Annotated in this window: 28 protein-coding genes; 18 read left to right on the top strand and 10 right to left on the bottom strand. The window is 62.5% G+C overall.

What is annotated here, in order from left to right; translation table 11 throughout:
• Positions 1-36 precede the first annotated feature (36 nt).
• Together V1289_RS10100 and V1289_RS10095 are read left to right on the top strand one after the other, a co-directional pair.
• The gene (locus V1289_RS10100; RefSeq protein WP_334396804.1) at positions 37-237 is read left to right on the top strand and encodes a DUF2065 domain-containing protein; all 201 of its coding nucleotides are present in this window, start codon (positions 37-39) and stop codon (positions 235-237) included.
• Positions 238-489: 252 nt separating this feature from the next.
• On the top strand, positions 490-1,998 hold the full coding sequence (locus V1289_RS10095) for a Do family serine endopeptidase (RefSeq protein ID WP_334396803.1): 1,509 nt from the start codon (positions 490-492) through the stop codon (positions 1,996-1,998).
• A gap of 72 nt (positions 1,999-2,070) precedes the next feature.
• On the opposite strand, the gene V1289_RS10090 is transcribed toward V1289_RS10095, so the two are convergent.
• From V1289_RS10090 to serB, 5 genes are all read right to left on the bottom strand, one after another.
• Positions 2,071-2,319: a DUF2442 domain-containing protein gene (locus tag V1289_RS10090; protein WP_334396802.1), complete on the bottom strand. Its 249-nt coding sequence runs from the start codon at positions 2,317-2,319 to the stop codon at positions 2,071-2,073.
• Positions 2,300-2,536, bottom strand: coding sequence for a DUF4160 domain-containing protein (locus tag V1289_RS10085; protein ID WP_334396801.1), 237 nt, complete (start codon positions 2,534-2,536; stop codon positions 2,300-2,302). Before V1289_RS10085 ends, V1289_RS10090 begins: the two co-directional genes overlap by 20 nt.
• A complete protein-coding gene (locus V1289_RS10080; RefSeq protein WP_334396800.1) occupies positions 2,537-3,787 on the bottom strand; it encodes a hypothetical protein in 1,251 nt (416 codons plus the stop codon).
• Between the two features lie 113 nt (positions 3,788-3,900).
• Entirely contained in the window at positions 3,901-5,421 is a 1,521-nt protein-coding gene (locus V1289_RS10075; RefSeq protein ID WP_334396799.1) for a DNA methyltransferase, read from the bottom strand.
• Between the two features lie 825 nt (positions 5,422-6,246).
• On the bottom strand, positions 6,247-7,140 hold the full coding sequence (gene serB, locus V1289_RS10070; protein WP_334396798.1) for a phosphoserine phosphatase SerB: 894 nt from the start codon (positions 7,138-7,140) through the stop codon (positions 6,247-6,249).
• Here serB and miaA point away from each other — a divergent pair.
• From miaA to V1289_RS10025, 9 genes are all read left to right on the top strand, one after another.
• On the top strand, positions 7,118-8,143 hold the full coding sequence (gene miaA, locus V1289_RS10065) for a tRNA (adenosine(37)-N6)-dimethylallyltransferase MiaA (RefSeq protein ID WP_334396797.1): 1,026 nt from the start codon (positions 7,118-7,120) through the stop codon (positions 8,141-8,143). The genes serB and miaA overlap by 23 nt on opposite strands.
• A gap of 340 nt (positions 8,144-8,483) precedes the next feature.
• Positions 8,484-10,259, top strand: coding sequence for an acetolactate synthase 3 large subunit (locus tag V1289_RS10060; protein WP_334396796.1), 1,776 nt, complete (start codon positions 8,484-8,486; stop codon positions 10,257-10,259).
• A gap of 9 nt (positions 10,260-10,268) precedes the next feature.
• The gene (locus V1289_RS10055; protein WP_334396794.1) at positions 10,269-11,255 is read left to right on the top strand and encodes a threonine dehydratase; all 987 of its coding nucleotides are present in this window, start codon (positions 10,269-10,271) and stop codon (positions 11,253-11,255) included.
• 23 nt (positions 11,256-11,278) lie between these two features.
• A complete protein-coding gene (gene ilvN / locus V1289_RS10050; RefSeq protein WP_334396792.1) occupies positions 11,279-11,821 on the top strand; it encodes an acetolactate synthase small subunit in 543 nt (180 codons plus the stop codon).
• 3 nt (positions 11,822-11,824) lie between these two features.
• Entirely contained in the window at positions 11,825-12,520 is a 696-nt protein-coding gene (locus tag V1289_RS10045) for a class I SAM-dependent methyltransferase (RefSeq protein WP_334396791.1), read from the top strand.
• Between the two features lie 6 nt (positions 12,521-12,526).
• Positions 12,527-13,402 carry an EamA family transporter gene (locus tag V1289_RS10040; RefSeq protein ID WP_334396790.1) on the top strand — a complete coding sequence of 292 codons (876 nt, stop codon included), beginning with the start codon at positions 12,527-12,529 and terminating at the stop codon, positions 13,400-13,402.
• 8 nt (positions 13,403-13,410) lie between these two features.
• The gene (locus V1289_RS10035; protein WP_334396789.1) at positions 13,411-14,013 is read left to right on the top strand and encodes a LysE family translocator; all 603 of its coding nucleotides are present in this window, start codon (positions 13,411-13,413) and stop codon (positions 14,011-14,013) included.
• Between the two features lie 148 nt (positions 14,014-14,161).
• Complete coding sequence (ilvC, locus tag V1289_RS10030) at positions 14,162-15,181, top strand: ketol-acid reductoisomerase (RefSeq protein WP_309178842.1); 1,020 nt, start codon at positions 14,162-14,164, stop codon at positions 15,179-15,181.
• A gap of 200 nt (positions 15,182-15,381) precedes the next feature.
• Positions 15,382-15,675, top strand: a complete 294-nt coding sequence (locus V1289_RS10025) for a DUF2336 domain-containing protein (RefSeq protein ID WP_334407381.1) — start codon at positions 15,382-15,384, stop codon at positions 15,673-15,675.
• A 94-nt stretch (positions 15,676-15,769) separates the two neighbouring features.
• Here V1289_RS10025 and V1289_RS10020 read toward each other — a convergent pair whose 3' ends face one another.
• Positions 15,770-16,855, bottom strand: a complete 1,086-nt coding sequence (locus tag V1289_RS10020) for a DUF2336 domain-containing protein (RefSeq protein ID WP_334396788.1) — start codon at positions 16,853-16,855, stop codon at positions 15,770-15,772.
• 384 nt (positions 16,856-17,239) lie between these two features.
• Between V1289_RS10020 and V1289_RS10015 the strand changes: the two genes are divergently transcribed.
• The gene (locus tag V1289_RS10015; protein WP_334396787.1) at positions 17,240-18,493 is read left to right on the top strand and encodes an ABC transporter substrate-binding protein; all 1,254 of its coding nucleotides are present in this window, start codon (positions 17,240-17,242) and stop codon (positions 18,491-18,493) included.
• Between the two features lie 146 nt (positions 18,494-18,639).
• Positions 18,640-19,785 (top strand): alpha-hydroxy acid oxidase, encoded by a 1,146-nt coding sequence (locus V1289_RS10010; RefSeq protein ID WP_334396786.1) that lies wholly within the window; start codon positions 18,640-18,642, stop codon positions 19,783-19,785.
• Between the two features lie 57 nt (positions 19,786-19,842).
• Here V1289_RS10010 and V1289_RS10005 read toward each other — a convergent pair whose 3' ends face one another.
• Positions 19,843-20,301, bottom strand: a complete 459-nt coding sequence (locus tag V1289_RS10005; protein ID WP_334396785.1) for a MerR family transcriptional regulator — start codon at positions 20,299-20,301, stop codon at positions 19,843-19,845.
• 89 nt (positions 20,302-20,390) lie between these two features.
• On the opposite strand from V1289_RS10005, the gene V1289_RS10000 reads away from it, so the two are divergent.
• The 4 genes from V1289_RS10000 (at position 20,391) to V1289_RS09985 (ending at position 23,302) form a co-directional block, all read left to right on the top strand.
• Positions 20,391-21,695 (top strand): NADH:flavin oxidoreductase/NADH oxidase family protein, encoded by a 1,305-nt coding sequence (locus V1289_RS10000; protein WP_334396784.1) that lies wholly within the window; start codon positions 20,391-20,393, stop codon positions 21,693-21,695.
• Positions 21,696-21,765: 70 nt separating this feature from the next.
• Entirely contained in the window at positions 21,766-22,617 is an 852-nt protein-coding gene (locus V1289_RS09995) for an SDR family oxidoreductase (protein WP_334396783.1), read from the top strand.
• Between the two features lie 5 nt (positions 22,618-22,622).
• Positions 22,623-22,991, top strand: a complete 369-nt coding sequence (locus V1289_RS09990) for a lysozyme inhibitor LprI family protein (protein WP_334396782.1) — start codon at positions 22,623-22,625, stop codon at positions 22,989-22,991.
• A gap of 95 nt (positions 22,992-23,086) precedes the next feature.
• A complete protein-coding gene (locus V1289_RS09985; RefSeq protein ID WP_334396781.1) occupies positions 23,087-23,302 on the top strand; it encodes a hypothetical protein in 216 nt (71 codons plus the stop codon).
• Between the two features lie 387 nt (positions 23,303-23,689).
• On the opposite strand, the gene V1289_RS09980 is transcribed toward V1289_RS09985, so the two are convergent.
• Positions 23,690-24,295 (bottom strand): Crp/Fnr family transcriptional regulator, encoded by a 606-nt coding sequence (locus V1289_RS09980; RefSeq protein WP_334407379.1) that lies wholly within the window; start codon positions 24,293-24,295, stop codon positions 23,690-23,692.
• A gap of 475 nt (positions 24,296-24,770) precedes the next feature.
• On the opposite strand from V1289_RS09980, the gene V1289_RS09975 reads away from it, so the two are divergent.
• Positions 24,771-24,905, top strand: a complete 135-nt coding sequence (locus tag V1289_RS09975; RefSeq protein WP_334396780.1) for a hypothetical protein — start codon at positions 24,771-24,773, stop codon at positions 24,903-24,905.
• Between the two features lie 62 nt (positions 24,906-24,967).
• On the opposite strand, the gene V1289_RS09970 is transcribed toward V1289_RS09975, so the two are convergent.
• Positions 24,968-25,162, bottom strand: coding sequence for a hypothetical protein (locus V1289_RS09970; RefSeq protein ID WP_334396779.1), 195 nt, complete (start codon positions 25,160-25,162; stop codon positions 24,968-24,970).
• 18 nt (positions 25,163-25,180) lie between these two features.
• Entirely contained in the window at positions 25,181-25,462 is a 282-nt protein-coding gene (locus tag V1289_RS09965; RefSeq protein WP_334396778.1) for a hypothetical protein, read from the bottom strand.
• Positions 25,463-25,570: the final 108 nt, after the last annotated feature.

Raw genomic sequence — 25,570 nt, 5'->3', positions numbered from 1 at the left:
ACCAAAAAAACGCGTCAAACGGGAGGTTGCCATCCGATGAGGTCCATAGCGTTCGCCGACTTCCTCATCGGTTTGGGAATCCTGTTCGTGCTGGAAGGCCTGCTGTTCGCCGCCAGCCCGGCCTGGATGCGCCGGGCCATGAAGAGCGCGCTGGCGACACCCGACAATATCCTGCGCGCCGTCGGCATCGGATCGGCGGTCGCGGGCCTGGTCCTGATCTGGTTCGTGCGGCGGTAGCGGCTGGTTCCGCTTGTTTCGTCATTGCGAGGAGCGAAGCGACGAAGCAATCCATTCTTTCTTTGCTTGGCGCGATGGATTGCTTCGCTTCGCTCGCAATGACGGGTGGGGAGAAAATCGCGTTGCGAATCAACGGAATCGTTACCCGTTGCCGGCCGGTTTTTCGCCGAAATGTCCGGCTCAAATGCTTGCGCCGCAGGCCGGTTCGGGCGCACTGTGGATCCCAAATCGACCCGCTGGAGAGAAGCCGATATGACCGCTGCCAGACCCGCCGTGAGCCGTCGCCTGCGCCTGATGGGAGCTGTGATCATGCTCGGCGCTGCGAGTATGCTCTGCGCGGCGCCGGCGTTCGCGCGGGGGCCGGACGGCATTGCCGACATCGCCGAGAAGGTGATCGACGCCGTCGTCAACATCTCGACCTCGCAGACCGTCGAAGCCAAGGGCGGCGGCGACCGGGGCGCGATGCCGCAATTGCCGCCGGGTTCGCCGTTCGAGGAATTCTTCGACGACTTCTTCAAGAACCGCAGGGGGCCGGGCGGCGACTCCAAGGGCGGCAACAACGACATGCAGCCGCGCAAGACCAATTCGCTCGGCTCCGGTTTCATCGTCGATACCTCGGGCATCGTCGTCACCAATAATCACGTCATCGCCGACGCCGACGAAATCAACGTGATCATGAACGACGGCACCAAGATCAAGGCCGAACTGGTCGGCGTCGACAAGAAGACCGATATCGCGGTTTTGAAGTTCAAGCCGGTGAAGCCGCTGGTCGCGGTCAAGTTCGGCGATTCCGACAAGCTGCGGCTCGGCGAATGGGTGATCGCGATCGGCAATCCGTTCAGCCTCGGCGGCACCGTCACCGCCGGCATCGTCTCGGCGCGCAACCGCGACATCAGCCAGGGCCCGTACGACAACTACATCCAGACCGACGCCTCGATCAATCGCGGCAATTCCGGCGGACCGCTGTTCAACCTCGAGGGCGAAGTGATCGGCGTCAACACGCTGATCATCTCGCCGACCGGCGGCTCGATCGGTCTCGGTTTCGCGGTGCCTTCGAAAACCGTGGCCGGCGTGGTCGACCAGCTCCGGCAGTTCGGCGAGCTGCGCCGCGGCTGGCTCGGCGTGCGCATCCAGCAGGTCTCCGACGAGATCGCCGAAAGCCTCAACATCAAGCCCGCGCGCGGCGCGCTGGTCGCCGGGGTCGACGACAAGGGTCCGGCGAAGCCGGCCGGCATCGAGCCCGGCGACGTCGTCGTCAAGTTCGACGGCAAGGAGGTCAAGGACCCGAAGGATCTGTCGCGCGTGGTGGCCGACACCGCGGTCGGCAAGGAAGTCGAGGTCGTCATCATCCGCAAGGGCGCCGAGGAGACCCGTAAAGTGACGCTCGGGCGGCTGGAGGATACCGAAAAGGTGCAGCAGGCCGCCGCCAAGGCCAAGGAAGAGCCCGGCGAAAAGCCGGTGACGCAAAAGGCGCTCGGCCTCGATCTCGCGACGCTGAGCAAGGATCTGCGGTCCAAGTACAAGATCAAGGACACCGTGAAGGGCGTGATCATCACCGGCGTCGACGGCACCTCGGACGCCGCCGACAAGCGGTTGTCCGCCGGCGACGTCATCGTCGAGGTGGCGCAGGAAGCGGTGAGCAACGCCGCCGACGTCAAGAAGCGCGTCGATCAGCTCAAGAAGGACGGCAAGAAGTCGGTCCTGCTGATGGTCGCCAACGGCGACGGCGAACTGCGCTTCGTGGCGCTGAGCGTGCAATAGCCGGGCGCTTAACCTCGCCCCGCGCTTGGCGGGGAGACGTCGGCGCGCAGCGCCGGGTGAGGGGCGGGAGCCTCAGCCCGCCGGGCGGCCGCGCAGCATCCCGGCGATGCCGAGGTCTTCGTCCAGTTCGGGCCAGTGGATGCCCATCGCCATCAGTTCGAAATTCCCGCGCGCCGCAGCGCTGGCCTCGCGGAGCCGCGGATACCAGGCCAGCGGCGTCGCGATCCTGCGGCCATCCGCCAGCGTCACCACGAGTTCGTCGGCGGTGAAGGCAACCGAGACCGGCCTGATATCGCCGACATCAATTTCCAAAGTGCTCATGCCATTTGCCTTCGAGCAGATCGCGTTGCGATCTCAGGTGACGGATAATAGCGCCGATTTCATGCGCAGGAAATCCCGCATTGACCGCGACTGAGAGGTCATGCAGCCAGAACTTGGCTTCGAAATCCCCGGCCCGGACGTGGACATGCGGCGGCTCGCCGCGTTCGTTCGAATAAAAGAACGCGCGATAGGGTCCCCAGCGCAGGACGGTCGGCATTCAGTCCTCGTCGTCCGGTTCTTCGAGAAGGCCCGGCTCAAGCGTAGCGCCGGCGCGCGCGAGATTCAACTCAAGCAGCTTTGCGAGCGCCTCTTCCTCGGAGATATCTGTTGGCCAGCCGTAGGCCGCCGCGACGGTGGCATCGAGATCGCGATGGGCGTCGGCCAGCCATTGCGGGCGCTGGTTGTAAAGATTGGTCAGCGTGCGGGTCTTCAGCGTGACGGCAGCCTGCGAATCCTTCGGCACGATACGGTCGGGATAACCGGGCACGACCTCCGGCTCCATCTTCACTAGTTCGGGCGGATTGAGCCAAACGTTACGCAACTCGTGGAGCCGCTTTGCTGCTTTCGCAATTTCTTGCGCGCGAGGATCGTGTTCATAACCTTCTGCCGGAATGTTCGGCGTTAACCCTTCAGGGAAAGGGAAGGTCTCGAAACCAAGACTTGGAGTGTATTGGGGATCGTTCCCGACGCCATGCCATCCACCAAGACGAAGGGACCACGCTTCGTGGAAACGGGAGTGAATAATACCGAATGTTGTGTCGTCGTTTCGAGCGATCGCAACCAAGCGAGTATCAGGGAGCATTGGTGCTGTAACCCAAGCGAACAATCGGTGCTTGGCGACGCGCGGCGTAACCATAAAACGGTTGAGACGCGACGTCGCAGACTTCAAATCGGCGCCAGATCGTCCCAAACGCCACCAATTCTCGCGTCGCTGTCTATCTCGATTGGTCGACCGAAAGGGTTTGACGATTTCGCGCAAATATTCGAACGGCAATTCGAAAAGACTTGCCTCCGCCTCGGCTCGCTCACCAAAATCAATTATCCATTTCCCTCTTGGTGAGCGAACAATATCTGTCCCGTTGGCCCAGGGAACGAGCACATCGCTATTTGGTCTACCGTGTGGGTTACGAGGAGCCTTAAGCCATGTTCTGGCAACATCTCCCGATACTTCAAAAGCACCGACCTTAACAGGACCTTGGAATCCGATTCCCAAATTGTCTGAGAGACGTTTTGCGCTCGTGAGATTGGCACTACTCGAACTTAAATCGGAGTTGATGACAGAAACAGATACCCCATTTAGCATCCGGTTGCCGTCATTCGAACCGAAGCAAACAATGCAAACTCGAACGTCCGCACCATCAACCGTCCATTCCTCGTCCGACCACGCTTCAAATATGTTCGTTGTAAGCTGAATACTATCCAGGACAGTTCGGCTGACGCCACGCCGGATCGATTGCGTTGCAACCAAGCCAACCTTGACTTCGTTGGAGTGCTCGACAGCGTCTCGCGCCTTTTCGAGCCAATAGATAACAAGATCGGCTCCTCGCGGAACACGCTTATCGTAAAGATTGAATAGCTCGCTTACATAACTGTCGCCGAGCCTCCTCTGAGCACCTGGCCGCCCAGAAAGGGAGGATTTCCAATGATAAATTCCGCCTCGGGCCACGCAGCTTCGACGAATGAGCCATCGTCCTTTGTCGTGATCAGCGCGTCACGGCATTCGATCGAATCGAGTTTGCGCAGGATAGGATCGGGCCTAGCATGAATCCCATTGCGCAGCCGCCACTGGATATCACCGATCCAGATCGTAGTGCGCGCAAGCTCAGCCGCGAGACGATTGATCTCAATGCCGTGTACGACCTCCGGGCCGATTACGGGTATACGGGGCGATAGCCCCAATGCTTCGCATTCGAGATTGGCTTTTAACTCGATGTCCTTGACGCCCTGCAAGGCGAGATAGAGAAAGTTGCCGGAACCGCAGGCGGGATCTAGGATAGTAACCTTGCGCAGCCGTTCGAGGAACTTTGCCCGCGGCTCTTCGGCCTTTGCCATCGCATTGTCGAAGGCGCGCCCCTTCTTAAGATGCGCCACCTCGACCAGCTTCTGCGTCTCGGCTCGCGCTATCTCCCATTCCGCACTTAGTGGGCGCAGAATCACCGGCGCGACGATCATCATGATCTTGTCGGGGTCGGTATAGTGCGCGCCGATCTGTGCGCGCTTGTCGGGATCGAGAAAGCGCTCGAACAGGGTGCCGAAAATCGTCGGATCAATCAGGCTCCAGTCGAGGCTGGCCGCCGCGATCAGCAGGCCGATATCGCCATCATCGAGTCGGATGGCGCGTCGTCCGTCGAACAGGCCACCGTTGAAATGCGCGATGTCAGTGAGATCGAACTCGCCGCCGTGCTCCATCGCCTCGAACAGCGAATTGAAATACTCCTGCGCCCTATCCGGCCTCTGTCCCGCACGTTTGAGCAATTTGGGGAAGAAGCCCTCCGGCAAAAGCTTGACGCTGTTGGCAAAGAAACAGAATACGAGCTGGTTGACGAAGTGGGCCACTTCCTCGGGCGTGCTTCGGCCCTGCAGCCGCAGTGCGATCGTGGAGAATTTGTCGGCAGCCTCTTTGGTGAGGCCAGCACGGGTTTCCTTGGGCCGCAGCCGCTCGGGGTCGTGGAAGACAGCCCATAGAATCTCGCGTTTTTCCGGCTGCGCGAGATCGTCGAGTTCTATCTCGTACTGTTTCGGAACCGTGTTGGTCCAAGCCGTACGGATGATGAAACGGTCGGTATCGCAAACGACTTGAAGCGGCGGATTTTCCAACGCAGCGGCGTAGCGCACGAGCTGTTCCATCGCGACGTTGAGGTCGCGCTTCTTTTTCTTGTACTCCCATGCAAAGAAGTTCTTCTTCCAGACATCGGCAAAGCCTTCGCCGCCCCCGGTTTTTGTGGCTCCCTTCTCGAAAGTGAACCACTCGCCGGTCGGGTCTGCCGAAACCGGGTCCTCGTGCTCGAACAGCTTGCAGAGGTCGAGGAAGTGGGTATGGGCAGCCGCCCGCTCGGTGAGCGCGACGGGCTTCCATTTTTTGATGAATTCGGCCGGAGTCATGATTCAGCGATAGCAGGAAATTCGGTCATCGGAATAGCCTGCGTTCGACTATATACCCAGTTCGTAGGCGGATTGAGCCGACCCATGCGCGGTCGCTCAACGAGAAGGTGCAAGACCTAATCCGCCATTCGCTTGCGATGAAGATGGCGGGTTACGCCCGCCGGGCCGCGCTTCGCGGCAGCCTGTCGGCTCAACCCGCCCTGCGAAGCTGCTTCGCGGCGCGCGCAAGAGTAATTCGATGCCGCGGCTGCGACAAAACAACGCGACGGGCAAATCAGTAAAAACCTGTCCAGCCCCCAGCTAAAAAATATTCCGCTTTCGCCGTCGGGCAAATCAGCGCTACCAGCTCGCCCCGTCCCACCCGACAAGAGGGGCGCTCGCGATCGTCACGAAACGCGGGGCGGGATGCGGTGGACGCTGATGCGCCTTTGACGAATGGTGCGTGAGGCGGACGGCGAAGTCGTGTGGTTCTGGCGCCTCGATGCTGGCGTCAAGTTCGTGAGAAGCACGCTTCTCACGGGCGACGGTGACAAGAAAGCCCGATCACCGGGGAGAGCGCGTTATAAGCCGTAAAACCATTGCGCAGGGAATGCCGGATTGCCTCCGCTGAACCTGTATGCTCGTGTGCGTTTTTTTGTGCATGTTTGCACACGAGACCGCGGGTGCAGCGTGCATCCGGCGTTCCCTGCGCCCTCTGATTTCAGACGGGCGGGATGTTTACCGAAAACCTCGCGCAAATCATGCGGCGAGACCGCGAAGCTGTGTTTGCGAATGAAGACACAACCACTCTCATCAAGCCCGGGCATGACGACCGAGTTCGTTGTGCTATCCCTCCACGAACTCGTCGCGCCGATAGCCCTGCACATACAGCAACGCGGTGAGGTCGCCATGATCGATCCGCGCGGCGGCGGCTGCGGCGACCGCGGGCTTGGCGTGATAGGCGACCCCGAGGCCGGCGGCCTCGATCATGCCGAGATCGTTGGCGCCGTCGCCGGCCACCAGCGTGTCGATCTCGTCGAGATCGAACGACTCCGTGAGTTCGATCAGGGTCGCAAGCTTGGCGGCGCGGCCCAGGATCGGCTCGGCGACTTCGCCGGTGAGCTTGCCGTCGCGCACCTTCAATTCATTGGCGCGGTTCTCCTGGAATCCGATCATCGCCGCGACGGCGTTGCTGAACAGCGTAAAGCCGCCCGAGATCAGGCAGGTATAGGCGCCGTGCGCGCGCATGGTCATGACCAGCTCGCGGCCGCCCGGCGTCGGCGTGATGCGCTTTGCCAGCACTTCATCGACCACGCCGACCGGCATATCCCTCAAGAGCGCGACGCGCTCGCGCAGCGCAGGCTCGAACGCGATCTCGCCGCGCATCGCGCGTTCGGTGATGTCGGCGACGTGGGCCTTGAGGCCGGCGAAGTCGGCCAGCTCGTCGATACATTCCTGGCCGATCATGGTGGAATCCATGTCGGCGAGAAAAAGCTTCTTGCGCCTGACCGCCCGAGGCTGCACGACAATGTCGATCGGCAGATCGCCGCGCGCCTGGCGCAGGCGGTTCTCGATGGCCTTGATATCCTCGCTTCCATCGAAGGGAATATCGACGGCCACTTCGTCGAACAGCCACTGCGCCCTGCCGGGCGAGGGCAGAACGGCCAGCGCGCCGTCGACGATGGTGGAGTCGAGCGCGGGGTTGGCGGGATTGCAGATGAGCGTGGCGACGAGAGACATGCAGGCGAATTCGCAAGTTGAGGGCAAGGCGGTGCTTATCGCAGGGCCGACCGCCAGCGGCAAGTCGGCGCTGGCGCTCGATTTGGCGCAAAAAACCGGCGGCGTGGTCATCAACACCGATTCCATGCAGGTCTATCGCGATCTGCGCATCCTGACGGCGCGGCCGACACCGGAAGAGGAGGCGCAGGCGCCGCACCGGCTCTACGGCCATGTCGACGCCGCCGTGAATTTTTCGGCCGGTGCGTGGGTGAGCGATGCCGCGAAGGCATTGGCGGAGGCGCGTGCGCAAAACCGGCTGCCGATTTTCACCGGTGGTTCCGGACTCTATTTCAAGGCGCTGACGCGCGGGCTTTCGGCGGTGCCGCCGATCGCTGCCGAAGTGCGCGAGGACGTGCGCGCAAGGCTGGAGCGCGACGGCGTCGAGGCGCTGCATGCGGCGTTGGCGCAAAAGGATCCCGTCTCGGCCGAACGTCTGAAGCCGCGTGACCGCACCCGGATCGCCCGCGCGCTTGAAGTCGTCGAAGCCACCGGCCGTTCGCTGACCGACTGGCATCGCGAAGGCCTGCCGCCGCTGTTGCCGCCGGACGAATTCAGTGCAGTGTTCCTCGCGCCCGAGCGCGAAGAACTGTACGCGCGGATCGATGCGCGGTTCGATGCGATGCTTGCCGCCGGCGCGCGCGAAGAAGTCGCCGCACTCGCCGCACGAAAGCTCGATCCGTTGCTGCCGGCGATGAAGGCCCATGGCGTGCCGGTGCTGATAAGGCATCTGAAGGGCGAGATTACCCGGGAGGTGGCGGCGGAAATCGGCCGTGCCGACACGAGGCACTACGCAAAACGGCAGTTCACCTGGTTCCGCCACCAACTGCCGGAGTTCGAATGGGTGAAGCCGGAAGCGGCGAGGGGGTGGGTTTCGGCTGTCATTCCGGGGCGCGAAGCGAACCCGGAATCTCGAGATTCCGGGTCTGGTCCTTCGGACCATCCCGGAATGACGACGAGGTCGTGAGCGGCCTTGTGCATGGCAGGAACGGCGAAATTCGCACTCGCCGAATGCTGGGAAGCCCGCTAAACTCCGAAAATCGCGCCGAGTGGCCGCCTTCCCTTGACTTCCGGGGTCTGGCGGCTATAAACGCGCAATCTTTGGGAAGTCCGAGCCGCAAAATGCGTAATATTATTACCAAACTCCTTATCGTAGTCGTACCCAGGCGCACCGCCGGGGATGGCTGAGGCCATCCACATTCAGGCGGTGTGCATGGGGCCTCTGGGGCCCTTTTTTATTTCCTAAAATCCGAACCGAATAAGCCGCGCTTAAGACAGCGCATCCGGAGCAAGCCAAGGAATACGTCATGACCGACAAGAGCCACGACAAGAACCAGATGACGGGAGCCGCGATGATCGTGCGCGCGCTCATCGATCATGGCGTGCAGCACCTGTTCGGCTATCCCGGCGGCGCGGTACTTCCGATCTATGATGAGATTTTCCAGCAGAGCGAGGTCGAGCACATCCTGGTCCGGCACGAGCAGGGCGCCGGTCATGCCGCTGAAGGCTATGCGCGCTCCACCGGCAAGCCCGGCGTGGTGCTGGTGACCTCGGGTCCCGGCGCCACCAACATGGTGACGCCGCTGACGGACGCGTTGATGGATTCGATTCCGCTGGTCTGCATCACCGGGCAGGTGCCGACGCACCTGATCGGCAATGACGCGTTCCAGGAATGCGACACTGTCGGCATCACCCGGCCCTGCACCAAGCACAATTGGCTGGTCCGCGACGTCAACGACCTCGCCAAGGTGCTGCACGAGGCGTTCTATGTCGCGACCACCGGCCGTCCGGGGCCCGTCCTGGTCGACGTGCCCAAGGACGTGCAGTTCGCGACCGGCACTTACCATCCGCCGCGCAAATCCGACGTGCATGTGTCCTATACGCCGCGGGTGAAGGGCGACGCGGCGCAGATCCGTAAAGCCGTGGCGCTGCTGGCGTCCGCCAAACGCCCGGTGATCTATTCGGGCGGCGGCGTCATCAATTCCGGCCCCGAAGCGTCAAAGCAGCTGCGCGAACTGGTCGAGGCCACCGGCTTCCCGATCACCTCGACCCTGATGGGCCTCGGGGCCTATCCGGCGACGGGCAAGAACTGGCTCGGCATGCTCGGCATGCACGGCACCTACGAAGCCAACCTGTCGATGCATGATTGCGACGTCATGCTGTGCATCGGCGCGCGTTTCGACGACCGCATCACCGGCCGCGTCGATGCGTTCTCGCCAAACTCGAAGAAGATCCATATCGATATCGATCCGTCCTCGATCAACAAGAACATCCGCGTCGACGTGCCGATCATCGGCGATTGCGCCAATGTGCTGGGGGACCTGCTGCAGGTGTTCAAGGCGGAGGCGAAGAAGCCGGATATCAAGGCCTGGTGGCAGGAAATTGCAAAGTGGCGCGCGCGCAATTCGCTGTCCTACAGGAAGAACAGCGATATCATCCTGCCGCAATTTGCCATCGAGCGCCTGTTCGAGGCCACCCGCGGGCGCGACACCTACATCACCACCGAAGTCGGCCAGCACCAGATGTGGGCGGCGCAGTTCTTCGGTTTCGAGGAACCGCACCGCTGGATGACCTCCGGCGGTCTCGGCACCATGGGCTATGGCCTGCCGGCGGCGCTGGGCGTCCAGGTCGCGCACCGCGACAGTCTCGTGATCGATATCGCCGGCGACGCCTCGGTGCAGATGACGATGCAGGAGATGTCGACGGCGGTCCAATATGAACTGCCGATCAAGATCTTCATCCTGAACAACCAGTACATGGGTATGGTCCGGCAGTGGCAGCAGCTGCTGCACGGCAACCGGCTGTCGCACTCCTACTCGGAGGCGCTGCCGGATTTCGTCAAGCTTGCGGACGCCTTCGGCTGCGTCGGCCTGCAGGCGATCAAGCCCGGTGATCTCGATGGTGCCATCAAGGAGATGATCTCGATCAAGCGCCCGGTGCTGTTCGACTGCCGGGTGGCGGCGCTGGAAAACTGCTTCCCGATGATCCCGTCCGGCAAGGCGCATAACGAAATGCTGCTGCCGGCTGAAGCAACCGATGAGGCCACGGCGTCCGCCTTCGCCGGCGGCAAGGCGCTGGTGTGAGACGAACGGATGTTTGATCTCAGGGAACTCGAACGTGCGCATGGGATCGTCGGCACCGCGGTGCCGCCGACACCGGCGCATGCCTGGCCGCTGCTCGCCGAGCGGCTTGGTACGAGCGTTGTGGTCAAGCATGAGAACCATACGCCGATCGGTGCCTTCAAGGTGCGGGGCGGGCTGGTCTATCTCGAGCGCCTGAAGCGCGAGCAACCCAACTCGCCCGGGATCATTTCCGCCACGCGCGGCAATCACGGCCAGAGTCTCGCGTTCGCCGCGCGCCGTCACGGCTTGCGGGCGACGATCTGTGTGCCGCACGGCAATTCGGTCGAGAAGAACCGCGCGATGCGGGCGTTCGGCGCCGAACTGGTGGAGCACGGCGAGGATTTCGAGGCGGCGCGGGACGAGGCGGTTCGCCGCGCCCAGTTCGAAGGGCTGCATATGGTGCCGTCGTTCCACCCCGACCTGGTGCTCGGGGTCGCGACCTACGCGCTCGAACTGTTCAGGACCGCACCGGACCTTGACGTTCTCTATGTGCCGATCGGGCTGGGCTCCGGCATCTGCGGCTGCATCCTGGCGCGCGACCTGCTCGGCCTCAAAACCGAAATCGTCGGCGTGCAATCGGCCGAAGCGCCGTCCTACGCGCTGTCTTTCTCGGCCGGCACGGTGGTGACGACCGAAACCGGCAATACGCTGGCCGACGGCATGGCGACGCGGATTCCCGTCGCCGATGCGCTGGCGATCATCCGCAAGGGCGCGTCGCGGATCGTGCAGGTCACCGACGACGAGATCGCCGCCGCCGTGCGTTTCTATTGGGCCGACACCCATAATCTTGCCGAAGGCGCGGGCGCCGCACCACTTGCCGCGGCGCTGCAGGACAAGGCCCGCAATCGCGGCAAGCGCGTCGGCCTGATCCTGAGCGGCGGCAATATCGATTTCGATCTGTTCCGCCGATGGGTTGGGACGGATGCTGCTGTCGCTGCAGAAACAGCGATGGCGTGAAGGAAAGTATCAAGGGGACGACAATGAACCAGCCCGCATCCGCCTACTTCCTCGAAGAGCGCCACGACCCGACCGAGTCGCACACGCTCTCAGTGCTCGTGCAGAACGAGCCGGGAGTGCTCGCGCGCGTGATCGGGCTGTTCTCCGGCCGCGGCTACAACATCGAAAGTCTCACCGTCTCCGAGACCGAGAGCCAGAAACATCTCTCCCGCATCACCATCGTCACCACGGGCACGCCGATGGTGATCGAGCAGATCAAGCATCAGCTCGACCGCATGGTCCCGGTCTACCGCGTCGTCGACATGACGCTGACCGGCCGCTCGATCGAGCGCGAACTCGCCATGGTGAAGGTGCGAGGCGGCGGCGACAACCGCGTCGAGGCTCTGCGGCTGGCGGATGCGTTCCGCGCCCGCGTGATCGACGCCACCACCGGGAGCTTTGTGTTCGAGATCACAGGCAATTCCGCCAAGATCAACCAATTCATCGATCTGATGCGTCCACTCGGCCTCGTCGAGGTGTCGCGCACCGGGGTTGCCGCGATCGGGCGCGGGCCTGAGGGGATGTGAACCATGCTGGCGCGCGACTGGTATTACAATCAACGGCGGCAGCTTGGCTTGGATTCTGCGGTTGCGTCGATCTACGACCGGCATGACGACAGCGATATCCGCGCGCGTGCGGCGCTGACCATGCTGGGCGTACAGCGCGGCTGGCGGGTGGCCGATATCGGCTGCTGCAACGGCGTGCTGGCCGTTGAGGCGGCGCTGATGGGCGCCGAAGTCGACGCGATCGATGTTTCGCCGGCGATGCTGGCGCTCGCCAATATCCAGGCCAAGGACCGCAGGGTCGCGATCCGCACCCAGCCGGCGGGCCTGTTGAGCTTCGCCTACCAGCCGAATTCCTATAATTTGATCGTCAGCGAGTTCACGCTGCATCATCTGCCGGATTTCTGGAAGGCGGTGGCGTTGTCGCGGATCTATGCCGCGCTGAAGCCCGGCGCGAACTTCTACCTGCGCGATATCGTCTTCGTCAGCATGCCCGACGGCGTCGAGCGCGACGTCGAGGCGTGGGCCGATTTTTCCATCAAGAACCATGATTTCGAGCGCGAGAGCGTGGTCACCCATATGCGGGACGAATATTCGACCTTCGGCTGGGTGGTCGAGCGCATGTTGACCGACGTCGGCTTCACGCTGGAATCGGTCGATTACCACGCGCCGCTGCACGGCACCTATCTCTTGCGCAAACCGAAGCCGGACCAACAGAGCTAGAAAAAAATGAAACCGGCCGATGTTTGCATCGCCGTCCTGGTGGCGGTGATCTGGGGGCTTGCGTTCGTCGCGAGCCGGGTCGCGCTCAACGAATTTTCGCCCGAACTGATGACGACGCTGCGCTTTGCCATCGCCGCGGTGCCGTGCCTGTTTGTGCGCAGGCCTGACGTCTCGTGGCCGCTCTTGATCGCGATCAGTTTTACGCTGTTTCTCGGCCAGTTCCTGGCGCAATCCATTGCCATCGCGCAGGGCGTTCCGGTCGGGCTGACCAGCGTGATCGTGCAGAGCCAGGCGCTGTTCACCATCGGCTTTGCGGCGCTGCTGTTCGCCGAATTGCCGACGCGGATGCAGACCATCGGCATCGCTATTGCGACCGTCGGCCTGCTGATGATCTGCGGCACCGTCGGCTATGATTTCAGCGTTGGCGCGTTCGCGGTCCTGATGATCTCCCCGGTCAGTTTTGCAGTCGGCAATCTCTTGCTGCGGCGCGCGCAGGACGTGCGGATGTTCGACCTGTTCGCGTGGCTGTGCCTGACAGCCGCGGTCCCGCTGTTCGCGCTGACGCTGGTCAGCAACGGGCCGCAGCCGACCTGGCACGCGCTGACGCAGATGTCGCTGACCGGCCTTGTCTGCATGCTCGGCCTCGGCGGGATTTCCACCAGCATCGCCTACTGGCTGTGGGGCCGGCTGTTGCGGGATTACACCGCGGCACAGGTGGTGCCGTTCGCGCTGCTGGTGCCGTTTGTCGGTTCGGCGGCGTCGAGCGTCGCGTTCGGCGAAACCTTTGGGCCGCTGCGGCTGGCTGGAATGGTCACCGTGGTCGGCGGCATCGCGGTGATGCTGTTGTCGAAACGCGCGAAAACTCTGCCGAAGATCGCGTGAGCCCCGCCATGTCGCATTCGCTGCTGATCGCCTTCGTGATGTTTGCCACCGTGATGTTCTTCACGCCGGGGCCGAACAACATCATGCTGCTGTTGTCGGGGCTCACTTACGGCTTCCGCCGGACGCTGCCGCATGTCGCCGGCATCACAATCGGCTTCGCCTTTATGGTGGGCGCGGTGGGCGTAGGTCTGGGCACCATCTTCATCGCCTACCCGGTGCTGCAGACGATCCTCAAATACGCCGGGGTCGCCTATCTGATTTATCTGGCCTTAGCGATCGCGATGTCCGACCCGGTGGCGCCGGAACAGGACAACCGGCGCGGGCCGATGACCTTCTGGGGCGCGGCCATGTTCCAATGGGTCAACGCCAAGGGCTGGGTCATGGTGATCGGCACTATCACCGCCTATGCGGCGATTGCCGCCTATCCCTGGAACATCGTGATCCAGGTCGGGCTCAGCCTCATTCTGGGAGTGGCTTCATGCACCGCCTGGGCGCTGTTCGGGAGCGCGCTGCGGCCGGTCCTGACCTCCCGGAGGCTGGTGCGGGCGTTCAATATCATCATGGCCTTGCTGCTGCTGGCCTCGCTCTATCCGGTCTTCATGGACGCATGATGCCGCACCGCGCCATGCGAGATGGGGGTTTCCCCTGAGGGGCAAAATGCTCTAGACAACGCCGGAAATTCGCGGGCGCCCGGCGGTCCTACCTACCCGAAAGCCTGATTTAATCGGCCATTTCCGGCCCCCCAAAGAGGAAACCACTATGCGTGTTTATTACGATCGCGACGCCGACCTGAACCTGATCAAGGGCAAGAAGGTCGTCATCGTCGGCTATGGCAGCCAGGGCCACGCCCATGCGCTGAACCTGAAGGATTCCGGCGTCAAGGACGTCGCCATCGCGCTGCGCAAGGGCTCGGCCTCGGCCAAGAAGGCGGAGACCGCCGGTTTCAAGGTGATGGAAGTCGCCGAAGCTGCCAAATGGGCCGATCTGGTGATGATGCTGACCCCCGACGAACTGCAGGGCGATATCTACCGCGATCACCTGCACGACAACATGAAGAAGGGTGCGGCGCTGGTGTTCGCGCACGGCCTCAACGTGCATTTCAACCTGCTCGACCCGCGTGCGGATCTGGACGTGCTGATGATCGCCCCGAAGGGCCCCGGCCACACCGTGCGCTCGGAATATCAGCGCGGCGGCGGCGTGCCCTGCCTGATCGCGATTGCGAAGGACGTCTCGGGCAATGCCCACGACCTCGGCCTCAGCTACGCCTCGGCGATCGGCGGCGGCCGCGCCGGCATCATCGAGACCTCGTTCAAGGAAGAGTGCGAGACCGATCTGTTCGGCGAGCAGGTGGTGCTGTGCGGCGGCCTGGTCGAATTGATCAAGGGCGGCTTCGAAACGCTGGTGGAAGCCGGCTATGCGCCCGAGATGGCTTATTTCGAGTGCCTGCACGAGGTGAAGCTGATCGTCGACCTGATCTATGAAGGCGGCATCGCCAACATGAACTACTCGATCTCCAACACCGCCGAATACGGCGAATACGTCACCGGCCCGCGCATCGTCACCGACGAGACCAAGAAGGAGATGAAGCGCGTGCTCAACGACATCCAGTCCGGCAAGTTCGCGCGCGACTGGATGCTGGAGAACAAGGTCAACCAGACCTCGTTCAAGGCAACGCGCGCCAAGCTCGCCGCCCATCCGATCGAGGAAGTCGGCGAAAAGCTCCGCGACATGATGCCGTGGATCAAGAAGGGTGCATTGGTCGACAAGACGAAGAACTGATCGTTCTTTGTCCACCGGCGTCTAGGACAGGGGTCGCGCATTGCGCGGCCCCTTTTGTCTATCCGTGGGGCGCGGTCCGTAGGGTCGGCAAAAGGCGCGCCTTTGCCAACCTCGCGCTCACCCCAGCCGCAGCGCCGTGAGCACGGCACGGCGGTCGAAATAGGGGCGCTCGCACACGATCCGGGCCGAGCCGGGGGAGAATCGACGCAACCGCCGTTGCGCTATCGCTCATGTGCGATTTGCCGATCGGGCTGGTCGAGCGCGCGCTGGTTCAGAGCGAGCCCGAGCAGGTTCTTATTCTGGCGAAAGCCATCGATCTTTCGTGGGATACGACGAAAGCCATCTTGACCTTGCAGGCCGGCCGCAGTGGCGTGACGAAAGAACGTCTGGACGAATGTTTTGCAAGCATTTTCCGGTTGAAGCCGAAGACCGCGAAGGCCGCGCTGCAGTTTTATCGGCTGCGGGAGCGGGCGAATCGCGATCCCGTGCATTGAATGGAGCCGTTCGGCACGCTCCGGAGTGGTCCTCGCGCGCACTGTCGCCGCTCTCCGCCGCAGCGAATCAAACGAGGATGACCTGCTTCTCGGGCTACTTCTCGATCCTGTTGTGGAGCTGCCAGAAACGCACGGTGCGCTGGGCCGTCTCCATCGACAGCTTCCTGTAATCCCGCTCTGCCACCTTCAGCGTTGGTTCGTCGATCGGGCGCGGCGCAGGCCGGTTGCGAAGGATCGTTTCGACGGTTGGCCAGTTCAGGCGGGCCGACCTGCAGGGGATCAGGACCAGATCGGCGCGGGGGCCTTCCAGCAGCCGGGCCATCATTTCGGTCGGGGCGTCGTTGAGAAGCGCGAGCGCGGCTGCGATTTCGTCGAATTTCCTGGCTTCGGCGAACGTGAAGACGGCGGCGTCGTCCAGCTCGTGCAACTCCTTCATCAGCTTGACGAGCTGCTCGGCCACCTCGAAATTCCGCGCCGATGAATCTTCCCCGCGCACGATGTCGTTCAGCACCCGCTTGATTTCCTCGAGCAGTGCCGGCGGCGCAATGGCCATGAGCCGGGCGCGCACCGCGTCCTTGGCGCGGCGCAGCAGGTCATGCAGGAACTTGATCGGGAGATCGAGGCGAAGGCCGAGGATCTCGACCAGTTCGTCGTCGCCTTCGGCGCGCGCCACGATGCCGGAATAGCCGGTCTCGGAGAACCGCGCGCTGGCGTTGTTTGCAAGCCTGCGAATGACCCTGGCTTCGCCGCGATTGACGATCACGTCGGTGACAGCCTCCGGCAGGTTTTCGCGCGCTGAAATCGCCAGCAGATGGGACTGGCCCTTGGTGCTTGCAATCTCGACCAGGGCCTCGGTTCCGAGGCGGCTGGAATGGGTGAGCACGTCGCCGGCGACGGCGATTTCATCGTCCCATGCGAGATGCCGGATAACCTCGAACGGCGCGTAATCGAGCGGCGCCAGCCGCTTGCTGAGTTCGGCCCTCGCGCGCGTTTCGACGCGGGCGATCAAAAGGCACAGCACGTCGTCGAAAACCTGGACCTGCTCGTCGCTGAGGCGGTCGCCGTCGTTGAGAAAGAGATCCGTCACCTGTCGCAGGGTTTCGACCCGTTTGGCTGACGAGCCGCCCCGGACGGCCTCCTCGAGTTCGGCGATGATCGAATGAGCGGGCTGTTGCTGCATGCACGGGAGTCCAGGGACAGATTCAAGCTTTGAGCCAGACAATGACGGTCGCCGCCTTACACTCGCGTTAAAGCGGCGTCCGTCAATGGCACGGAGTGAAGCTGACCGTTAGGCAACTGTAATTATTCTGTTTTTCACGTGAGCACGTGCAGCAAAATCATTCGTTGCGCGGAGAGACTCCGGTAACCCTGTCGTTCTTGCTGCGCTGCAGCCGGACGCCCTTCGCGCGGCAAATGGTCTCTGGCGATCGCAATTCGGCGGGCGGGCCGCGGCTTTCGGTAACCCGGTCCGGCTGCTATCCTTCGTGCCGTTCCAGAAAAAACCGATCGAGGAAACTGTCCGACAGAAGCCGTCAAATTTGCCCGCACCGGGGGGAGGAAACTCATGAAGCGTACGCTTAAGGATTTCTTCACGACAAATTTCGTCAGGGCGCTTGTCAGGGCGCTCGGACTTTCCGGACTGATCATTGCCCTGACGACGGTGTCGGCCGTCGCGCAAAAGAAATACGACACCGGCGTCACCGACACGGAAATCAAGATCGGCAACATCATGCCGTATTCGGGGCCTGCTTCGGCCTACGGCATTATCGGCAAGACGATGAGTGCGTATTTCCGCATGATTAACGACGATGGCGGCGTCAACGGCCGCAAGATCAACTTCATCAGCTATGACGACGCCTACAGCCCGCCGAAGACGGTGGAGCAGGCGCGCAAGCTGGTCGAGAGCGACGAGGTGTTTTTGATTTTCGCGCCGCTCGGCACCGCGAGCAATGCGGCGATCCAGAAATACATGAACACGATGAAGGTGCCGCAGCTGTTCGTCGCCACCGGCGCCTCGCGCTGGGGCGACCCCGAGCATTTTCCGTGGACCATCGGCTGGCAGCCGAACTACCGGGCCGAGGCGCGCATCTACGCGACCTACATCCTGCAGCATTACCCCAACGCCAAAATCGGCGTGCTCTACCAGAACGACGATTTCGGCAAGGACTACGTGCTGGGTTTGAAGGACGTGCTGCGCGACAAGTATGACAGCATGGTCGTCGCCAGCGTGCCCTATGAAATCAGCATGCCGACGGTGGATTCTCAGGTGGTCGCGATCAAGACCGCCAACCCCGACATCTTCGTCAATATCGGCACGCCGAAATTCGCGGCGCAGGCGATCAAGAAGGTTGCCGAACTCGGCTGGCACCCGATCCAGATCATGACCAACGTCTCCGCCTCGGTCGGCGCGGTGCTGAAGCCCGCGGGCCTCGACAATGCCACCGGCATCCTGAGCGCCGGCTATCAGATGGATGTCACCGATCCGCAATGGGATAGCTATCCCGGCATGCAGAAATACCGCGCCTTCATGGCCAAATATTATCCGGAAGCCGACAAGTCCGAGAGCGGACCGCTGACGGCTTTCAACACCTCGACCGCCCTGGTTGAGGTGTTGAAACGGTGCGGCGACAATCTGACGCGCGAGAACGTCATGAAGGTGGTGGCCAATCTCGATTTCGAGATCAACACCTACATCCCGGGCATCCGCATCAAGACCTCGCCAACCGATTTCTATCCGATCGAGCAGGTCCAGATGATGAAATTCACCGGCGCGAAATGGCAGCTGTTCGGCCCGATCATCGACGGGCATGCGGAGTAGGGCAGTACTTCGCCTTCCCTTTTGGGGGAGGAGCGGAGCCGGCGCCCGGCCATGGGCAATCGGCATGGTGCAAACACGGGCTAGCGGGTAGCATTGCTTCCTGAACGCGCAGTACCGCCGGGGCTTGCGCGACTGCGGGGTACGATATGCGTTTGCGCGACTGTCACAACTTTCATGATTTCCGACGGTTGGCGCAACGACGGCTTCCGGGGCCGATCTTCGACTATATCGACGGCGCAGCTGACGACGAGGTGACCTATCGCCGGAACACGGCAAGCTTCGAGCGTTGCGACCTGCTGCCCAGCGTCCTCCGCGGCGTGGAGACCGTCGATATGTCGGTGACCGTGCTGGGGCAGAAGCTGGCAATGCCGGTCTATTGCTCGCCCACCGCGCTGCAGCGCCTGTTCCATCACGACGGCGAACGCGCCGTCGCGGCGGCTGCGGCCAGGTACGGTACGATGTTCGGCGTATCCTCGCTTGGCACGGTCAGCATCGAGGAATTGCGCAAGGCGCACGATACGCCGCAGGTCTATCAATTCTATTATCACCGGGATCGCGGCCTCAACCGTGCGATGATGCAACGTGCCAGGGAGGCCGGGGTCGATGTCATGATGCTGACCGTGGATAGCATCACGGGCGGCAATCGCGAGCGCGACCTGCGTACCGGGTTTTCCATCCCCTTCAGGCTGACGCTCGGCGGGATGCTGCAGTTCGCGATCAGGCCGATGTGGGGCATCAACTACCTGACGCATGAGCGCTTCAAACTGCCGCAGCTGGACGAGCACGTCGACATGAGCGGTGGAGCGGTGTCGATCGGCAGGTACTTTACCGAGATGCTGGACCCGTCGATGAACTGGGACGACGTCGCCGAAATGGTCCAGCTATGGAATGGTCAGTTCTGTCTGAAGGGGATCATGACGGTGGCGGATGCGAAACGCGCGGTTCAGATCGGTTGCACCGGTATCGTGCTGTCCAACCATGGCGGCCGGCAGCTCGACGGCTCGCGGGCAGCTTTCGATCAGCTGGCCGAGATCGTGGACGCGGTGGGGGACCGAATTGACGTGATCATGGACGGGGGAATCCAGCGCGGCACCCACGTCCTGAAGGCACTGTCGCTCGGCGCCAAAGCCGTCGGGGTCGGACGCCTCTATCTTTATCCCCTCGCGGCGGCGGGGCAGGCCGGCGTCGAGCGGGCGCTTGGGCTGATGCGGGCGGAGATCGAGCGCGGAATGAAGCTGATGGGCTGCACGGCGATCAACCAGCTCTCACGTGAAAATCTGCGGTTTAGATAATTGCCTCGAGGGTTTCGGTCGAGCGCTGGGCAGGATTGTTGCCGCGAAGAGCATTTCTCATCCCGCCATCGTCGTTCGTCGACGACGGGCCAGCGTCGACGCGCGCGGTCTGTTGGTCCCAATCGGCGACGGCGCCGAAGGCCTTGCGTCGCATTTCGCGCCGTTCTTCATGCGCGCCTTGAGCTCGTTGCTGGCGCAGACCAGCCGCGCGCGCAACTCCTGCGCCTGCACGATGTGACGGTCGAGCTCGTTCAGCTTCCGCGCGATATGCCCGATCAAATAGTCGCGGCGCAGGCCATGCTCCCGGGTCTCCGCCAGTGCTCCCTTGATCTCGTCGAGCGTAAAGCCGAGTGATTGCGCCTGCAGGATCATCGTCAGCGCCTCAGCCGAATTCTCGTCATATTCACGGTAGCCGGCCTTGGTCCTGCGCACCGGACGCACCAGGCCTTCGTCCTCCAGGAAGCGGATCTTCGACGGCGCCACCCCGAACCGCCGCGCCAGTTCACCGATCTGCATGGCCGTTGCCTCCTTCGAATTAGCTTGACCTTCAAGTTAGGTTGAAGGTGTAACCTGCGCTCATCCGTCACCGAATTCAAGGTCAATCCATGCACACACCCATTCCGCCGTCGTCGCTGTTCGCTCCCCTGACGCTGCCGAACGGCGCGGTCGTTCCCAACCGTATCGCGAAGGCGGCGATGGAAGAGAACATGGCGGATAGCGGCCAGATCCCGGGCGAAAGCCTGCGGCGGCTCTACGAAAGCTGGGCCCAGGGTGGCGTCGGCCTGATCCTGTCAGGCAATGTGATGATCGATCCAACGGCGCTGACCGGACCCGGCGGCGTGGTGCTCGACGAGCGCCAGCCGATCGAGCCATTCAAGGCCTGGGCGCGGGCGGCGAGGCGTGGTGGCAACCAGGCGTGGCTGCAGATCAATCATCCTGGCCGGCAGGTCTTTGCTGCGATGGGACAGGAGGCGGTGGCGCCGTCGGCCATCGGCGTCAACATGGGTGCTTATTCGCATCTGTTTCCGGTGCCGCGCGCGCTGGATGAAGCGGGCATTGCTGCGATTGTCGGGCGTTTCGTCACCACCGCCCGACTGGCCGAGGCCGCCGGCTTTTCCGGTGTGCAGATCCATGCGGCCCACGGCTATCTGATCAGCCAGTTTCTTTCGCCGCTGACCAACCGGCGCACCGATGCATGGGGTGGCGAGTTGCAGAATCGCGCGCGGCTCTTGCTCGATGTGGTCAAGGCGGTGCGAGCCGTGGTCTCACCCGGCTTCTCGGTCGCGGTCAAGCTGAACTCGGCCGATTTCCAGAAGGGCGGCTTCGAGGCGTCGGATGCCGTGCAGGTAGTTCGCTGGCTCAACGAGTTGCCGGTCGATCTCGTGGAATTGTCCGGCGGCAGTTACGAAAGCCCGGCGATGCAAGGCGCGCCGCAGGCCACGGAAGGCGCGCCGCAGGCCGGCAGCACCGCTGCGCGCGAAGCTTATTTTCTCGACTTTGCCCGTGACATCAGCGCGGTGGCGCGGATGCCGGTCATGGTCACCGGCGGTATCCGCCGGCGCGCCGTTGCCGAGCAGGCGCTGAAGCCAAGCGGGGGCAGGCCGGGCGTCGCCCTGGTCGGCATCGCCAGCGCCATGGCGTTCGAGCCGAAGCTGCCCGAACGATGGAAGCGCGGCGAAGCGCTTGAGATCGAGATCCCGAGCGTCGGCTGGCGCAACAAGGCCTATGCAAGCCTTGCGAGGATGGCGCTGGTGAAGCTGCAATTGCGCCGCCTCGGCAAGCGCCGGCAGCCGAAAGCTGACGCCAGTCCACTGCTGGCATTGATCCGCCAGCAGATCATCACCAAACGGCGCACCCGGCTTTACCGGGCCTGGGTGTCACAGGCACGGCTCGAACCGTCCAGCGCATGATTTTATGTGCGGCCGGGGACTGGTTTTTTGGCGCTGAGTGCTAGAAAACCGTCCGGAGAGGAAGTTTATCATGAAATCTGTCGTCATCACCGGCGCGTCCACCGGCATCGGCTGGGCTACCGCAAAACTGCTGCTGGACCGCGGATTTCGCGTTTTCGGCAGCGTGCGCAAGCAGGCGGACGCCGACCGCCTCAAGGGCGAGTTCGGCGCAAACTTCACGCCGCTGATTTTCGACGTCACCGATGAGGCCGCGGTGCTGGCGGCGGCGCGCGAGGTCCGCAACGCCCTCGACGGCGAAACGCTCTCCGGACTCGTCAACAATGCCGGCATCGCGGTTGCCGGCCCGGTGCTCGAACTCGCCGCCGACGAATTCCGCCGCCAGTTGGATGTCAACGTCATCGGGCCGATCATCGCGACGCAGGCGTTCGGGCCGCTGCTCGGCTCCGATCCGTCGCTGAAGGGACCGAAGGGGCGCATCGTGATGATCTCTTCGGTCGCCGGCAAAAATGGCAATCCGCTGACGTCGGCCTATTCGGCGTCGAAACATGCGATCGAGGGGCTGTCCGAAAGCTTGCGCCGCGAGCTGATGCTGTTCGGCATCGATGTCATTATCGTCGCTCCCGGTGCGGTGAAGACCCCGATCTGGAGCAAGGCCGAGGAAGTCGATATTTCCGCCTACCAGAACTCGCCCTATTTTCCGGCGCTGAAGGGGATGCGGAAATACATGCTCAAGCTTGGCGAAACCGGATTGCCGGCGGAGAAGATCGCCGAGCGGATCGCCGAGGCGCTGACGTCGGCCAATCCCAGGGTGCGCTACCAGATCACGCCGGACTCGATGCGGTACCTGATGATGGCGATCCTGCCGAAACGGATGCTCGACAGGATCATCGCCAAGCGCCTCCGCCTGATGCCGCCGGCGTGACCATCATGCCGGGACGATTGATTGTCATCGCCTCGATTGTCGCGCTGGCGTCGGCGGCCCATGCCGGCGACCAGGGCGATCCCGACAAATCCTGCGACGGCAACACCTTCGAAATGGTCGAGTGTCTCAAGGCGAAGACGGCGCAATGGGACAAGCGGATGACGGTCGCTTACCAGCAAGCCTTGAAGGATGCGGTGCCGCAGCAGCGTGAGCAATTGCTCGCGGCGCAGCGGCTATGGATCCAGTACCGCGACGCCAATTGCCTGTATTACGGCATGGGCGAGGGCACCATCGCCCGCTTAGATGCCGGCGAATGCATGCGCAACATGACGCAAGCGCGTGCCAAGGAACTGGAAGATATCGGCCACCAATAAAAAGCCAAAGCTGCCTGAAACACCGGTTTCGCAGGAGTCTCGCGCATTCCCGCTCGACTGGAGTGATCATGACAATTGGCAGGAACAAGGCGGAATTGACCCAGCTCGCGAACGAAGCGCTTCGCAACCAGCCGGGATGCGAAACCGCTGTCATCACCGATCTTCACGCGTTGCCGAATGGGCGTGGAACTCGCAACTGGGAAATCCCGAATGTCATCCTCGGAGATAGCCTGATCAGTGACGTCGACCGGGCGGTCATCACCATTCACCACCAGCTTGGCCGCAAGTTCCATTTGCTCGGGGACGACTGACGCCCGCGCTATCCCGCCCCGACAGCATGCGGCGTTCGCGCCGACGCCATGCTGGATCATCCGCAGCGCGAACACCGCCAGCAGCGGGATCAGGAACAGCGCATATGGCGGCATGTCGGGAATCCGCTTGCCGAACGAGACCATGAGCTGAAACAGCAGATAATAACCGCCTGCGAGATGCAGCCTGCGCCAGGCTCGCGGGCCGATTGCCGCAGCGGTGCGGTCGAACGAGGTTGCGGTCATCGCGATGATGACGATGCAGCCGATGCCGCCGAAGACGTAGGAGGCAAGCGACGTCGCGGCGGCAAAACCCACGGGATCCATCACCGCGAAGCGATCTGTTCATTGAGGGTATTGCCAATCGACCCGGCGCGGCGGCGCGGTAACCTATCTTGGAAAGGGTCCGATCAGCTTTTGGTAGTGCGCCTTGACCGAAGCGTAGCATTCGCAGGCGCTCGCCCTCAAACCGTCCGCGTTCACGATCTGAATTTTGCCGCGGGCATATTTGATCAACCCCGCTTCCTGCAGCGTATGCGCGACTTCCGTCACGCTCGTCCTTCTGACCCCCAGCATCTCCGCGAGGTATTCCTGCGTGAAGGGCAGATTGTCGTTCTCCGACAAATCCCGTGCGCGAAGCAGCCAGCGGCACAGCCTGGCCTCCACCTGGTGGGTGGCGAAACACGCCGCCGACTGCTGGGCCTGGGCATACACGGTTTGCTCGTGTCGAATGAGCAGCGAAAACAATTTGGGGCTCTGCAAGGCTACGGATTTCAGCGCGTCGATATCGCAGACGGCGATTTCGCCGGCCAGTTGAACGATGCCGCGGCTCAGCGATATTTTTCCGTCGAGTGCCGCGGAAGCCCCTAAAACGCCATCCACGCCGACCATCGCGGCTTCGATGATTTCTCCGGTTGAAAGGGTGACGACGAGCGATGCGACGGCACCGGTCGGAAAGTAGACGTAACCGATTCGCTCGTCCGCCTCGAACAACACGTGATGCTGTTCGAAATATGCGGGCTTCAAATGCGGTGCGAGAAGCTTCAGATCGGACGCAGAGAGCAGGCTGAGCAAAAGGTTCTTCATAAAATGCGCTCCTGATGACAGGCGGGAGCGGTGCCTTGGCGCGATACCCGATAATTCCTGGACGGTACGACAGGTAGCGGACATAGCAAGGGAATTATTTCCGCTTGTGTCAGGTACCGGACAGACGGGTGCAGTCTTTCGAACAAACTATTTGGCGCACAGTTCTGCTGCGGCTCGGCGTTTGGATTGGGTCAGTGAGGCATGCTTACTTTGATCGAGCGTCCGCGTTGCCGCCGGTGCCAAACCCGGATGATGCTCGCGCGTATCGCGCCCCTGCCTGACGGGTCGGAGGAGCGGACCTTCGAATGCGCGAAATGCGAGCTCATCGAGACCCGGACGGTCGCAGATCCGCTGAAATCGAAAACTGTTGAACGGCTAACGACCAATGTCCGGCCGCGGCTCTGAGCAAGACCTCAGCCTGATCCAGATCATGATACGCGTTGCAATAGCCTGCGCGCTGACCGCGATGATCGCGATCGGCGCCTTCCTCGTGATCCTGTTCGTAGCCGGGACGGGTTGAGCAGGCGGCGTGGAGCGCGCGCAGGGTTAACTGGCCGCGTAGATGCCAGCCGCCAGCGCAATTCACATCTTCGGCGGTCTGCCCCGCTTCGCAAACAACAGCCCCTGCATGTCCACCGCATTCCTGAGAACGCCGGCGCGTTTCATCGCTTCGGTCCGCTCAGGCCCAGGCGCCAGCGCGCGGGCTTGTTCGAGGGCTGCCAGCGCCTCGGTCTCCAGATCGAGTTTGGGCCGCGGGTTTTTGATCGGTCGGGCCATCGCTTCAGTTCTTCGGCTTCAATGCGTCGATTTGGGCTGGATTGGTGGCCCGGCGTTCTGGATTGAGCCCGGTGCGGTTGCGGGCTGTCCGGGCTCGGCGGCGACCCAGCCCGCGGCGTCGGCCTCGAGCGGATCGATAGCCTCGATCCTGGTTTCGGTGTGAGCACAGCCTGGGCATTGATAGCTGCGGTGCTCGAAACCTTCCGGTCCAGCCGTGACGGCAGCCGTTATCATCCGCGTGTGGCAGTCGGGACAGCGCGGACGGTGGATAGGCAGTAGTTCCGGATCGGGTTTCCTCATCCCGGCCATGGCTCAAAACTAGCGCCGATCTGAAAAGCCTGTCTGTCCGGTCGCCGACAAAACCCTCGAAATTGGGACTGCCAGCAGGTGGTCGGATGAGGCCGGACG

This window comes from Bradyrhizobium sp. AZCC 2289, assembly GCF_036924615.1.
Lineage (GTDB): Bacteria > Pseudomonadota > Alphaproteobacteria > Rhizobiales > Xanthobacteraceae > Bradyrhizobium.
Note: the sequence above shows the minus strand (reverse complement) of the source record. Positions and strands in the feature narration are given on the sequence as shown.